The sequence below is a fragment of the Pseudomonas sp. DR 5-09 genome, from assembly GCF_001655595.1.
GTDB classification, from domain to species: Bacteria; Pseudomonadota; Gammaproteobacteria; order Pseudomonadales; family Pseudomonadaceae; genus Aquipseudomonas; species Aquipseudomonas pharyngis.
Window position 1 is genome coordinate 4,966,511 of the sequence record NZ_CP011566.1, and the last position, 13,407, is coordinate 4,979,917.

General features: G+C 61.6%; 9 protein-coding genes and 1 pseudogene. 8 read left to right on the forward strand and 2 right to left on the reverse strand.

What is annotated here, in order from left to right:
* Nucleotides 1–3: 3 nt before the first annotated feature.
* The 6 genes and pseudogenes from PDR5_RS22305 to PDR5_RS22325 all read left to right on the forward strand — a co-directional run bounded on the left by PDR5_RS22305 (nt 4) and on the right by PDR5_RS22325 (nt 7,721).
* Entirely contained in the window at nt 4–2,589 is a 2,586-nt protein-coding gene (locus PDR5_RS22305) for a TonB-dependent receptor (protein WP_064598959.1), read from the forward strand.
* Nucleotides 2,590–2,699: 110 nt separating this feature from the next.
* Nucleotides 2,700–3,296 (forward strand): biliverdin-producing heme oxygenase, encoded by a 597-nt coding sequence (locus PDR5_RS22310; RefSeq protein WP_064598961.1) that lies wholly within the window; start codon nt 2,700–2,702, stop codon nt 3,294–3,296.
* Nucleotides 3,297–3,459: 163 nt separating this feature from the next.
* Complete coding sequence (locus PDR5_RS22315; RefSeq protein ID WP_064598963.1) at nt 3,460–3,855, forward strand: YbaN family protein; 396 nt, start codon at nt 3,460–3,462, stop codon at nt 3,853–3,855.
* A gap of 453 nt (nt 3,856–4,308) precedes the next feature.
* Nucleotides 4,309–5,316 (forward strand): annotated as a pseudogene (locus PDR5_RS30575) (PDC sensor domain-containing protein); the annotation flags it as partial.
* A gap of 102 nt (nt 5,317–5,418) precedes the next feature.
* On the forward strand, nt 5,419–6,174 hold the full coding sequence (locus tag PDR5_RS30580) for a methyl-accepting chemotaxis protein (RefSeq protein ID WP_408980490.1): 756 nt from the start codon (nt 5,419–5,421) through the stop codon (nt 6,172–6,174).
* 197 nt (nt 6,175–6,371) lie between these two features.
* Nucleotides 6,372–7,721: a CoA transferase gene (locus PDR5_RS22325; protein WP_064598964.1), complete on the forward strand. Its 1,350-nt coding sequence runs from the start codon at nt 6,372–6,374 to the stop codon at nt 7,719–7,721.
* 233 nt (nt 7,722–7,954) lie between these two features.
* Here PDR5_RS22325 and PDR5_RS22330 read toward each other — a convergent pair whose 3' ends face one another.
* The gene (locus PDR5_RS22330) at nt 7,955–8,806 is read right to left on the reverse strand and encodes a DNA-3-methyladenine glycosylase family protein (protein ID WP_064598966.1); all 852 of its coding nucleotides are present in this window, start codon (nt 8,804–8,806) and stop codon (nt 7,955–7,957) included.
* Nucleotides 8,803–10,230, reverse strand: coding sequence for an arginine-ornithine antiporter (gene arcD / locus PDR5_RS22335; protein WP_064598968.1), 1,428 nt, complete (start codon nt 10,228–10,230; stop codon nt 8,803–8,805). Before arcD (PDR5_RS22335) ends, PDR5_RS22330 begins: the two co-directional genes overlap by 4 nt.
* A 448-nt stretch (nt 10,231–10,678) precedes the next feature.
* On the opposite strand from arcD (PDR5_RS22335), the gene arcD (PDR5_RS22340) reads away from it, so the two are divergent.
* Nucleotides 10,679–12,106: an arginine-ornithine antiporter gene (arcD, locus tag PDR5_RS22340; RefSeq protein ID WP_064598970.1), complete on the forward strand. Its 1,428-nt coding sequence runs from the start codon at nt 10,679–10,681 to the stop codon at nt 12,104–12,106.
* A gap of 34 nt (nt 12,107–12,140) precedes the next feature.
* Complete coding sequence (gene arcA, locus PDR5_RS22345) at nt 12,141–13,397, forward strand: arginine deiminase (RefSeq protein WP_064598972.1); 1,257 nt, start codon at nt 12,141–12,143, stop codon at nt 13,395–13,397.
* The last annotated feature ends 10 nt before the right edge of the window (nt 13,398–13,407 follow it).

Genomic DNA, 13,407 nt, shown 5'->3' on the forward strand with positions numbered 1-13,407 from the left:
TCGATGTCCTCTCGCCTTACCCGCCAGACTTCTTCCCCTTCCCGCATGCTGTCGCTGCTGACCGCCGCCATCCTGATGGCCGGCACCGCGCCGCTGATGGCCGCCACCGAACAGCCGGCGCGCAACATGGGCGACTACTCGTTCGCCATCGGCCAGCAGCCGCTGGTGTCGGCGCTCAATGCGTTCACCGCCGTCACGGGCTGGCAGGTCGGTTTGCCGGCGCAACTGGGTCAGGACGTGTCGTCGCCGGGCGTGCGCGGTTCGCTGCCACCGGAAAAAGCCCTGGAGCGCCTGTTGGTGGGGACCAACCTGAGCTTCCGCAAACTGAGCAACAACAACGTCGTGCTGGAAAAACGCGCCAGCGGCGGCGCACTCAATCTTGATCAGGTGACCATCAGCGCCACCCGTCAGGAACAGTCGGTGAGCAGCGTGCCGGCCACCGTCTCCGTGCAGACCCGTCAGGATCTGGACCGCAACAACGTCAACACCATCAAGGATCTGGTGCGCTACGAGCCGGGCGTCTCCGTCGGCGGCGCCGGCCAGCGTGGCGGGATCAGCGGCTACAACATTCGCGGCATCGACGGCGACCGGATTCTGACTCAGGTCGACGGCGTCGAAGTGCCGGACGGTTTCTTCAACGGCCCCTACGCCAAGACCCAGCGCAACTACGTTGACCCGGAAATCGTCAAACGCGTCGAAATCCTCCGTGGCCCGGCCTCAGTGCTGTACGGCAGCAACGCCATCGGCGGCGCCGTGAGCTACTACACCCTCGACCCGGACGACATCATCAAGCCCGGCAAAGACGTCGGTGCCCGCCTGAAAACCGGCTACAGCTCCGCCGACGAGAGCTGGCTGAAATCCGCCACCGTCGCCGGTCGCACCGACCAGTTCGACGGCTTGCTGCACTACAGCCAGCGCGACGGTCACGAAACCGATTCCTACGGCAGCAACAACGGCACAGGCCTGGAGCGCACCGCCGCCAACCCGGAAGACGTGAAAGCGACCAACGTGCTGGCCAAGATCGGCTGGAACTACAACGAAGGTTCGCGCCTGGGCCTGACCTACGAAAAGTACAAGGATGATCGCGACACCGATCAGAAAAGTGCTTACGGCGGCCCGTACTTCAACGGTGCTCCGACGATCCCGGACAGCGTGCTGCCCGGCGGCATGTACCAGTGGCGTACCGGCAACGACACCATCACCCGCGAGCGTTTCGGCCTGGAGCACAGCTTCGAGTTGAACAGCCTGCTGGCGGACAACGTGAAGTGGAGCCTCAACCACCAGACCGCCAAGACCGATCAGAGCACCGACGAGTTCTACTACCCGATCACCCGCAAAGTGCTGCGCACCCGCGACACGATTTACGAAGAGAAACAGTGGGTCTTCGACGCGCAACTGGACAAGGCATTCGCCATCGGTGACACCGATCATGTGCTGACTTACGGCACCACCATCAAGCAGCAGAAAGTCACTGGCTCGCGCAGCGGCGACGGCAAGTGCCTGGCGGTCGGTCGCGGCTGCACCGCCATCGGCGCCACCAGCGCGGCTGACGTGCTGAAAAAATCCAGCGACTTCCCGGACCCGACCATCAACACCTACAGCCTGTTCGCCCAGGATCAGATCAGCTGGAACAACTGGACCTTCCTGCCGGGCCTGCGCTACGACTACACCCAGCTCAAGCCGCACATCACCCAGGAATTCCTCAACACCGTGGCCGCCGACGGCAATGGCACGGTCAGTGATTCGAACAAGACCTGGCACAAAGTCTCGCCGAAATTCGGCCTGACCTACGCCCTGACCGAGAACTACACTTGGTACGGTCAGTACGCCGAAGGCTTCCGCACCCCGACCGCGAAAGCGCTGTATGGCCGCTTCGAGAACAGCACCACCGGCTATAACGTGGCACCGAACCCGGACCTGGAGCCGGAAAAAAGCAAAAGCTATGAAACCGGCCTGCGCGGCAACTTCGAGCAAGGCTCGTTCGACGTGGCGGTGTTCTATAACAAGTACCGCGACTTCATCAACGAAGACGCCGTCACCCCTGGCTACGACGAGCTGACCTTCCAGTCGAGCAACATCAAGCACGCCACCATCAAGGGTGCCGAAGTCAAAGGTCGCCTGAATCTCGATTCCTTCGGCGCGCCGCAAGGCCTGTACACCCAAGGCTCGATTGCCTACGCCTACGGACGCAACAACGACAACGGCGAGCCGCTCAACAGCGTCAATCCGCTGACCGGCGTGTTCGGCCTCGGTTACGACCAGGACAACTACGGCGGCCTGCTGAGCTGGACCGTGGTCAAGAAAAAGGACCGCGTCGACGACAGCAACTTCAAGTCGCCTGACGGCGTCAGCAGTCAGTTCAAGACTCCGGGCTTCGGCATTCTCGATCTGGCCGGTTATTACAAAGTCACCGACGACGTCACCGTCAGCGGCGGCATCTACAACCTGACCGACAAGAAATACTGGCTGTGGGATGACGTGCGCGGTTACGACAGCGTCGGCGAAGCTTCGGTGACACAACCGGCCAACCTTGATCGCCTGACCCAGCCGGGTCGCAACTTCGCGATCAACCTGGTCTGGGATATCTGATCCGGATGACCTCACGGCGCGCATGCATTGCCGCGTCGTGAGGTTTTTTACTGTCCGGCGCTTGCCCGTACGTCTCGTTATCAAGCGCCTCTTCTTTTCAAGGACATCTCATGAGCACCCCGGAAAAAGCCCTGCGTTCGCAACGCCTGAACCAGATCACCCACGAGCCGCACAGCAAGCTCGATGCCCTGGTCAAGGCCCATGCGCCGTTCGAGAACCGCGCCAATTTCGCCCGTTTCGTGGTCGCGCAGTACCTGTTCCAGTCGGAACTGGTCTCGCTGTACAACGATGCCGAACTGACCGCCATCGTCCCCGACCTGCCGGCCCGCTGCCGCGCCGAAGCTGCCAGGGCCGACCTCGCCGACCTCGACACCGAAGTGCCTGCGCCAGTCGCCGGCGCCGTGAAGAATCCGAGCAAGGCCCGCGCCCTGGGCTGGATCTTCGTCTCCGAGGGCTCCAAGCTCGGCGCCGCGTTCCTGATCAAACGCGCTGTCGCGCTGGACCTGAGCGAAACCTTCGGCGCCCGTCACCTGGGCGAACCTGAAGGCGGTCGTGCAGAAGGCTGGAAAAGCTTCGTGCGCACCCTCGATTCGCTGCAATTCAGTGCTGAAGAAGAAGCGGAAGTGGAGCAAGGCGCGATTGATGCGTTCAACCGCTTCACCGTGCTGCTGGAACAGGCTTACGCCACAGAAGCCGAGCCGGCCTGAAGCCACACCGACTGCCCATTGTGGGAGCTAGCCTGCTAGCGATTGCGGCCTGACATTCAATTCAGATGTCGACTGATATACCGCCATCGCGAGCAGGCTCGCTCCCACATGGGAACCGAGCAAGTCTGTAGAATCCCCGTTTCGCCTCACGCACTTCGAGCCCATGCCCCAACCCGCCGCCTCCCGACTCGCCCGCCTGCTGTTCGGTCTGCTCGCCTATGTCAGCCTCGGCATCGGCCTGGTCGCCATCGTCGTGCCCGGCCTGCCGACCACCGAGTTCATCCTGCTCGCCGCCTGGGCCGCGACCCGCAGTTCGCCGCGCCTGAGTGCCTGGCTGGAAAACCATCGACTGTTCGGGCCGATCCTGAGCAACTGGCGCAACGGCAAGATCATCGCCCGCAAGGCCAAGGTCAGCGCCACGGCCAGCATGCTGCTGTGCGCCACGCTGATGCTGGTGATGCTCGATCACGGCTGGCCGATTTATCTGGCGATTGCCGGGATGACCCTGGGCAATCTGTGGATCTGGTCGCGACCGGAAGCGTTGCCGAAGATTTCCTGATTTTTCCCTTGTTTTCAGGGTATTTACCCGCGCAAACGTTTAGCCGCGACCGCTCGTCGGCTGGTAATTCATGCCTCTGCGCCTCGCGCCGATGAGCATTGAATGGCGCTGAATGGATTTGGCGAACCGGGCACCTTCCTGCCCCTTAGCCAACAGCTCATCCATTCGCGAGAACGTCCCATGTTCGACTCCCTGTCCATCCGCCTGAAAATCGTCCTGCTGTCCGGCCTGTGCCTGCTCGGTGTGGTCGCGCTGATCGTTGGCATCAACATTTACCAGACCAACCAGAACGACGAACTGGTCAGTGCTTCCAGCAGCAAGATGCTCACCGCCAGCGTGCAGGACCTGCTGCAGGCCAAGGCCGCCGAGCAAGCGGTGCGGGTGCAGAAAACCTTCGGCGAAAGTCTGTTGGTGATCACCGCCCTGGCGGACCAGATCAAGGACATGCGAGTGATGGCCGCCAAGCGTTCGCTGGACGCCGGCGCCCTGCGTGAAGAGTTGAACCTGAGCCTGAAAACCGCCTTCGAGCGCAACAGCAAGGTGCTTGGCATCTGGCTGGCGTTCGAACCCAACGGACTGGACGGCAAGGACAGCGAATTCGCCAACGATGCCGCGCGTCAGTCCAACGAGGCGGGACGCTTCGCCAGTTACTGGAGCCGTGCTGCGGGTCCGTCGCTGAACACGATCATGGTCGAAGACGACATGAACAAGACCACCCTCAGCGTCAGCGGCACGCCTTACAACAGCTGGTACACCTGCCCTCGCGACAACAAACGTACCTGTCTGCTTGATCCTTACGCCGACACCGTGGGCGGCAAGGAAATGCTCATGACCACCATTTCCGTGCCCCTGCTGGTGGACGGCAAGGCCATCGGCGTGGTCGGTGTCGACATTGCCCTCGACGCCCTGCAAGCGGCGGCCGTGGACTCTCAGCGTGACCTGTTCAACAGCGCCGGGCACATGCTGATCGTCTCCGGCAGCGGCGTGCTCGGTGCCTACAGCGCGGATGCCGGCAAGGTCGGCAAGAGCATCGGCGACACCCTCGGCGTCGAGGGCAAGGACGTGCTGCAACTGCTGAGTGCCGGCACACCGAAGATTCTCGAACGGGGCGACCTGATCCGCGCCGTGTATCCGGTCAACCCGATTGCCGACTCCAAGGCCTGGGGTGTGGTCATCGACCTGCCGAAACAAGTGCTGCTGGCCGACTCGGTCAAGCTCCAGGCAGTGCTCGACGACGCGCAGGAAACCGGCACCATTACCGCCCTCGCAGTTGCAGTGATCGCCGGCCTGATCGGTCTGCTGCTGATCTGGCTCACCGCCTCCGGCGTGACCCGTCCGATCAACAGCGTCGCCGAGATGCTGAAGAACATCGCCAGCGGCGAAGGCGACCTGACTCAGCGCCTGAACTACACCAAGCAGGATGAACTGGGCGAACTGGTGAACTGGTTCAACCGCTTCCTCGACAAGCTGCAACCGACCATCGCCCAGATCAAACAGAGCATCACCGAGGCTCGCGGCACCGCCGATCAATCGTCGGAAATCGCCCGCCAGACCAGTGAAGGCATGCAGGTGCAATTCCGCGAGATCGATCAGGTGGCCACCGCCTCCAACGAAATGAGCGCCACCGCCCACGACGTGGCCAACAGCGCCTCGAACGCTGCCAACGCCGCGAAAGGCGCCGACCAGTCGGCCAAGGACGGCATGTCGATCATCGAGCGCAGCACCCGTGACATCAATCAACTGGCCGATGAAGTCAGCAGAGCGGTGACCGAGGTCGAAGAGCTGGCGGTCAACAGCGAGCAGATCGGTTCGGTGCTGGAGGTGATCCGCAGCATTGCCGAGCAGACCAACCTGCTGGCGCTGAACGCCGCGATCGAAGCGGCCCGTGCCGGTGAAAGCGGTCGTGGTTTTGCGGTGGTGGCCGATGAGGTCCGCAACCTCGCCAAGCGCACCCAGGATTCGGTGGAAGAAATCCGCGTGGTCATCGAACGCATCCAGACCGGCACCCGTGGCGTGGTCGCGACCATGCACTCGAGCCAGACCCAGGCCCACAACAACGCCGGTCAGATCCGCCAGGCCGTGGACGCCCTCGGCAAGATCAGCGACGCGGTCACCGTGATCAGCGACATGAACCTGCAAATCGCCAGCGCCGCCGAACAGCAAAGCGCAGTGGCCGAAGAGGTCAACCGCAACGTCTCGGCGATCCGCACCGTCACCGAAACCCTGACCGAACAGGCCACCGAATCGGCGGCGATCAGCAGCCAGCTCAATGCATTGGCCAGCCAGCAGATGAAATTGATGGATCAGTTCCGCGTCTAGAACATCACTGTCATCTCTTGTGGGAGCTTGCCTGCAAGCGATGGCGGTGGATCAGTCGATACATCTATCGGCAGACACTCCGCTATCGCTTGCAGGCAAGCTCCCACAGGGATTTGTGTTGACTAGGGAAATCAGGGTTTTCATCTAACTCGATATTCTTTTGCACTATGATCAGGCCCTCTTCCGGAGGGCCTTCGATGACTGATCTGCTCACGTCCATTCAAGCCGCGCTCGGCTTGTCCCGCATGCCGATTCCGTTCACCGGCGAGGGCGCCCTGCCCTCGGCGTTTGCCGTCACCGACCTGGCCTGCGCGAGCATTGCCGCTGCCGGGAAAGCGGTCGCCGAACTCCTTCAGCAGCAAACCGGCCACTTGCCCGAAGTTGAAGTCGACCGCCGCCTCGCCTCTTTCTGGTTCGCCACCTCGCTGCGGCCGATCGGCTGGGAAGTGCCGCCGCTGTGGGATCCGGTGGCCGGCGACTACGCAACCAAAGACGGCTGGATCCGCCTGCACACCAACGCCCCGCATCACCGCGCCGCCGCTGAAAGCGTGCTCGGCGCCTGTGCCGACCGCGCGGCCATGGCAGCAAAAGTCGCGCAATGGGCCAGTGCCGATCTGGAGCAAGCGGTGGTCGAGGCCAAGGGTTGTGCGGCTGAAATGCGCAGTTGGGAACAGTGGCAAAAACATCCCCAAGGGTTGGCGGTGAATGCCGAGCCCTTGGTGCATTTCAGTGACGGGAAAGAAGAAAGTCATCAACCCTGGCAAGGCTCGGTGGCGCAGCCATTGGCGGGGCTCAAGGTGCTTGATCTGACCCGCGTACTGGCCGGCCCGACCGCCAGCCGCTTCCTCGCAGGGCTGGGCGCCAACGTCCTGCGCATCGACCCGCCGACCTGGAACGAACCCGGCGTGGTGCCGGAAGTGACTCTCGGCAAACGTTGTGCGCGGCTGGATCTGCATGAGCTGGCAGATCGCGCAGTGTTTGAAGGTTTGCTCAAGGATGCCGACATTCTTCTGCACGGTTATCGCGCCGACGCCCTTGAACATTTCGGCTTCGGCGTCGAGCGCCGCCGGCAACTGGCACCGGGGCTGATCGACGTCTGCCTCAACGCCTACGGCTGGAGCGGCCCGTGGCAGAACCGGCGCGGCTTCGACAGCCTGGTGCAGATGAGCAGCGGAATCGCCGAGGCCGGGCAGCGCTGGAAGCAAGCGGACAAACCGACACCGCTGCCGGTGCAGGCGCTGGATCATGCGACGGGGTATCTGATGGCGGCGAGTGTGATTCGGTTGCTGGCTGAACGGTTACGCAGTGGTCGAGGTGGATCGGCGCGGTTGTCGCTGGCGCGGACGGCGAAGTTGTTGGTTGAGCATGGGGCCGGGACTGACGAAGCGTTGCGTCCGGAGGAGGCAAAGGACCAGAGCTTGCAGATGGAACACACGCCATGGGGGCCGGCACGTCGGCTTCAAACGCCGCTGCGTATTGCTGGAGCGCCGTTGCAGTGGGCTTTGCCGGCGACTGAGTTGGGGTCGCATCGTCCGCAGTGGTTTTGAGATTTGTGCATGGTTTGAGATCGCTGCCCTCACCCCAGCCCTCTCCCGGGGGGAGAGGGAGCCGACCGAGTTGTCTGGCGCCATGCATCGACCTGAGAGATCGAGTCGATTTTGGATTCGGTGCATAACGTTCAAGTCGGTGTATTTTCTGAATATCCCGCCCTCACCCTAACCCTCTCCCTCCGGGAGAGGGTTAGGGTGAGGGCAGCGATCTCAAGCCGTACACCAAAATCTCAGTCGAATCGACTCAAAGACGCCCACAACACCTGCGCCGCATACCCCCGAAACGGCCGCCAGGCCTCAGCCCGACCAGACAACTCCCGCGCCGTCATCCGTTCCCCTTCCTGCACCTCCAGCGCCCGCAGCAATCCCACATCCCCGGTCGGAAACCCGTCCATGTCCCGCAACTGCCGCAGGGCAATGTACTGCGCCGTCCAGTCGCCAATCCCTTGCAGCGCCAGCAACCGCGCCGTCCCGGAGGCAAACAGCAGCGGATCGTCCAATGACGCCTGCGCCACCCCGGACAAAGTGCGCCCGCGACTTTTCGGCATGCCCAGCGCCGCCAAATCAGCGTTCGCCAAAACCTTTGCCTGAGGAAAGACGTGAGTCAGGCCCGGCACTGCAGAACGCAAAGGCTCGCCATACTGCGCCACCAGTTTCCCCGCCAGCCGAATCGCCGCGACCACGGTGATCTGTTGCCCCAGCACCGCGCGAAACGCCAGTTCCAGACCATCCCACGCCCCCGGCACCCGCAACCCCGGGCGCTCGGCGATCAGCCGCGCCAGCAGCGGATCTACCGCCAGATGCCGCTGCATCCTGGGTAGATCCGCATCCAGATCAAACATCCGTCGCAAGCGCACAACAATCTCGGGAACCGCCGACGGATCCGGGAAATCCAGCTCCACCTCCAGCGCATCAGCGTCGCCGGGCCAGACCGAAACCGTGCCCTGCACCCCGTTCAACCCGATGCTGCGCGAATACATACCATCAACCACCGTCTCCATTCCCGCCACCGCGCGGGCCGCGAGAAACCCGAGCAGCGCCGGCCAGTCGCAAGATCCCTGATAGTCGAGCCGTAACCTCACAGAGACAACACGCCGCTGTACAACCCATACGCCGCAAGCCCGGCCCCGGCGATCACGCAGGTGAAAATCCCCTTCTCGAGCGTGGTGAACAGCGGCTCGCCCTGCTCATGCTTGGCCTTGGCGAACAGGATCACCCCCGGCGCATACAACAGCGCCGACAACAGCAGGTATTTCACCCCACCGGCATATAACAGCCACACCGCGTAACACAGCGCGATGCCGCCGATCAGCAGATCCTTGGTGCGTTCGGCAGAGGCATGTTCATAGGTTTCTCCCCGCCCGCTCAACAGCACCGCATAGGCTGCCGACCACAGGTACGGCACCAGAATCATCGACGAGGCGAGGTAAATCAGACTGGTATAGGTGCCGGCGGAAAACAGCGTAATCAGCAGGAAAATCTGGATCATCACGTTGGTCAGCCACAACGCGTTGACCGGCACATGGTTGGCGTTTTCCTTTTTCAGGAACGCCGGCATCGTATTGTCCTTGGCGGTGGCGAACAGGATCTCCGCGCACAACAGCGCCCACGACAGCAACGCACCGAGCAACGAAATGGCCAGGCCCACGCTGATCAGCAACGCGCCCCATGGCCCGACGATGTGTTCCAGCACCGCGGCCAGTGACGGGTTCTGCAAGGTCGCCAGTTCCGGCTGACTCATGATCCCCAGCGACAACACATTGACCAGCACCAGCAGCGCCAGCACACCGATAAAACCAATCACCGTGGCGCGGCCCACATCCGTGCGCTTCTCCGCCCGGGCCGAGTAAACGCTGGCGCCTTCGATACCGATGAACACGAACACGGTGACCAGCATCATGTTGCGCACCTGATCCATCACGCCGCCGAAATTCGGGTTGCTCCGGCCCCAGATGTCGCGGGTAAAAATCTCGGCCTTGAACGCCACGGCGGCAATGACCACGAACATGATCAACGGAATGATCTTGGCCACGGTGGTCAACTGATTGATCAGCGCCGCCTCCTTGATCCCGCGCATCACCAGAAAATGCACGGCCCACAGCAACACCGAGGCGCAACCGATGGCGATCGGCGTGTTGCCCTGGCCGAACACCGGAAAGAAGTAACCGAGGGTGCTGAACAGCAACACGAAATACCCGACGTTGCCCAGCCAGGCACTGATCCAGTAACCCCACGCCGAAGAAAAGCCCATGTAGTCGCCGAACCCGGCCTTGGCGTAGGCATACACGCCGGAGTCCAGTTCCGGTTTGCGATTGGCCAGGGTCTGGAACACGAAGGCCAGGGTGAGCATGCCGATCGCCGTGATGCCCCAGCCGATCAGGATGGCGCCGGCATCGGCCCGGGCTGCCATGTTCTGCGGCAGGGAAAATATCCCCCCGCCAATCATCGAACCCACCACCAGGGCGATCAGTGCGCCAAGGCGCAGCTTTTGCGTCGGTTGCGACATTCCAGCGTCTCCAGGTTCCCGAGGTCGGCATTGGCCGCCCATGGTGATGTAACCGGTATTAACCAAACGGTTAGAGCGTAAGTACGTTTATTGAATAACGCCAATCAACGCCTTTTATATATAGCGGATGGCACTAATGCCTAGCACGGATAGGCAGTTTTGTGTGCGAATCCTGATAATTCGATTCTGTACTGAAAACAGAGGTGAAAAATTTGCCAAACCTTGAAAACGGACTAGCGTGATAACTCGAAAGTAATAGGAAAAGTTCCCAACTACATATGCCGAAAGCCTCTAGGACAGGCCTCACAGGCAGAAGCCTTATGCCATCAGACGTTTCATAAGTCATTCATTAACAATGGAATGTGAACATGCACTGATCTAAGTCAGCTGTTTGAATAGCTAACAGAACTACGCTGTGAACTCTTCTCTCCTGCAATGGAGTCATGCAATGTCTGAAGCTCCCGGAAAACTACGACTAGGTGCACTGGTTGCATTGGTAGTCGGCTCAATGATCGGTGGCGGGATATTCTCTTTGCCACAAAACATGGCCGCCAGTGCCGACGTCGGCGCGGTTCTGATTGGCTGGGTCATCACCGCTGTCGGCATGCTCACCCTCGCTTTCGTCTTTCAAACCCTCGCCAATCGCAAGCCTGACCTGGACGGCGGTGTCTACGCCTACGCCAAGGCCGGTTTCGGCGATTACATGGGTTTTTCCTCGGCCTGGGGTTATTGGATCAGTGCCTGGCTGGGCAACGTCGGTTACTTCGTTCTGCTGTTCAGCACCCTCGGGTATTTCTTTCCGGTTTTTGGGGAAGGCAACACCGTTGCTGCTGTGATCGGCGCCTCTGTGCTGTTGTGGGGCGTGCACTTTCTGGTGCTGCGCGGGATCAAGGAGGCGGCGTTCATCAACCTGGTGACCACCGTCGCCAAGGTCGTGCCGCTGCTGCTGTTCGTGCTGATCGCGATCTTCGCCTTCAAACTGGACATCTTCACCGCTGACATCTGGGGCGTGAAAAACCCGGATCTGGGCAGCGTGATGAACCAGGTGCGCAACATGATGCTGGTCACCGTGTGGGTGTTCATCGGCATCGAAGGCGCGAGCATCTTCTCGGCCCGGGCGGAAAAACGTTCGGACGTCGGCAAGGCGACCGTGATCGGTTTCATCACCGTGCTGCTGTTCCTGGTGCTGGTGAACGTGTTGTCGCTGGGCATCATGACCCAGCCGGAACTGGCCAAACTGCAGAACCCGTCGATGGCCGCCGTGCTGGAGCATGTGGTCGGTCACTGGGGCGCGGTGCTGATCAGCGTCGGTCTGATCATCTCGCTGCTGGGGGCGCTGCTGTCGTGGGTGCTGCTGTGTGCGGAGATCATGTTCGCCGCCGCCAAGGACCACACCATGCCGGAGTTCCTGCGCAAGGAGAACGCCAACCACGTGCCGGTCAACGCCCTGTGGCTGACCAACGCGATGGTGCAGCTGTTCCTGATCATCACCCTGTTCTCGGCCAGCACTTACCTGTCGCTGATCTACCTCGCCACATCGATGATTCTGGTGCCGTACCTGTGGTCGGCGGCCTACGCCCTGCTCCTGGCAGTGCGCGGCGAAAGCTACGAAGGCTTCGCGGCCGAACGGCGCAAGGACCTGATCATCGGCGCCATCGCCCTGATCTACGCGGTGTGGCTGCTCTACGCCGGTGGCGTGAAGTACCTGCTGCTGTCGGCACTGCTCTATGCCCCCGGCGCGATCCTGTTCGCCAAGGCCAAGCTCGAACTCAAACAACCGGTTTTCACCAACGTCGAGAAGCTGATTTTCGCCGCAGTGGTCGTGGGCGCCCTCGTGGCCGCCTACGGACTGTATGACGGCTTCCTGACTCTGTAATTGCCCAACGTTTTCTCTCTGGAGGATCACTGAAATGACCACGGAAAAAGTCAAGTACGGCGTCCATTCCGAAGCCGGCAAACTGCGCAAAGTCATGGTTTGCTCCCCAGGTCTGGCCCATCAGCGGCTGACCCCGAACAACTGCGATGAACTGCTGTTCGACGACGTGCTGTGGGTCGCCCAGGCCAAGCGCGACCACTTCGACTTCGTCACCAAGATGCGCGAGCGCGGGATCGACGTGCTGGAAATGCACAACCTGCTGACCGACATCGTCGCCATCCCTGAAGCGCTGGACTGGATCCTCGAACGCAAGGTCACTGCCGATTCGGTGGGCCTGGGCCTGATCAACGAAGTCAAATCCTGGCTGAAAAGCCTGGAGCCGCGACACATCGCCGAATTCCTGATTGGCGGCGTGTCCGCCGATGACCTGCCGGACAGCTTCGGTGGCAAGACCATCCAGATGTTCCGCGACTTCCTCGGCCACTCCAGCTTCATTCTGCCGCCGCTGCCGAACACTCAGTTCACCCGCGACACCACCTGCTGGATTTACGGTGGCGTGACGCTGAACCCGATGTACTGGCCGGCGCGTCGTCAGGAAACCCTGCTGACCACCGCCATCTACAAATTCCATCCGCAATTCACCAACGCCGATTTCGAAATCTGGTACGGCGACCCGGACAAGGATCACGGCAGCTCGACCCTCGAAGGCGGCGACGTGATGCCGATCGGCAACGGCGTGGTGCTGATCGGTATGGGCGAGCGTTCATCCCGTCAGGCCATCGGCCAACTGGCACTGAACCTGTTCAAGAACAAGGCCGTGGAAAAAGTCATCGTCGCCGGACTGCCGAAGTCCCGTGCAGCGATGCACCTGGATACCGTGTTCAGCTTCTGCGACCGCGACCTGGTCACGATCTTCCCGGAAGTGGTCAACCAGATCGTCGCCTTCACCCTGCGCCCTGACGAAAGCAAGCAGGGCGGCATCGACATCCGTCGCGAAGAAGGCACGTTCCTCGACGTCGTGGCCAAAGCCCTCAACCTGCCGAAACTGCGCGTCGTCGAAACCGGCGGCAACAGCTTCGCCGCCGAACGCGAGCAATGGGATGACGGCAACAACGTGGTGGCCGTGGAACCGGGCGTGGTCATCGGCTACGACCGCAACACCTACACCAACACACTGCTGCGCAAGGCGGGGGTGGAGGTCATCACCATCAGCGCCGGCGAACTCGGTCGTGGCCGCGGCGGCGGCCACTGCATGACTTGCCCGATCATCCGCGACCCTATCGATTACTAAACGACCATCT

Excerpts from the sequence above, each read along its gene's own strand:
- PDR5_RS22305 (WP_064598959.1), top strand. The coding sequence starts at position 4 with ATGTCCTCTCGCCTTACCCGCCAGACTTCTTCCCCTTCCCGCATGCTG.
- PDR5_RS22310 (WP_064598961.1), top strand. The coding sequence starts at position 2,700 with ATGAGCACCCCGGAAAAAGCCCTGCGTTCGCAACGCCTGAACCAGATC.
- PDR5_RS22315 (WP_064598963.1), top strand. The coding sequence starts at position 3,460 with ATGCCCCAACCCGCCGCCTCCCGACTCGCCCGCCTGCTGTTCGGTCTG.
- PDR5_RS30580 (WP_408980490.1), top strand. The coding sequence starts at position 5,419 with ATGCAGGTGCAATTCCGCGAGATCGATCAGGTGGCCACCGCCTCCAAC.
- PDR5_RS22325 (WP_064598964.1), top strand. The coding sequence starts at position 6,372 with ATGACTGATCTGCTCACGTCCATTCAAGCCGCGCTCGGCTTGTCCCGC.
- arcD (WP_064598968.1), bottom strand. The coding sequence starts at position 10,230 with ATGTCGCAACCGACGCAAAAGCTGCGCCTTGGCGCACTGATCGCCCTG.
- arcD (WP_064598970.1), top strand. The coding sequence starts at position 10,679 with ATGTCTGAAGCTCCCGGAAAACTACGACTAGGTGCACTGGTTGCATTG.
- arcA (WP_064598972.1), top strand. The coding sequence starts at position 12,141 with ATGACCACGGAAAAAGTCAAGTACGGCGTCCATTCCGAAGCCGGCAAA.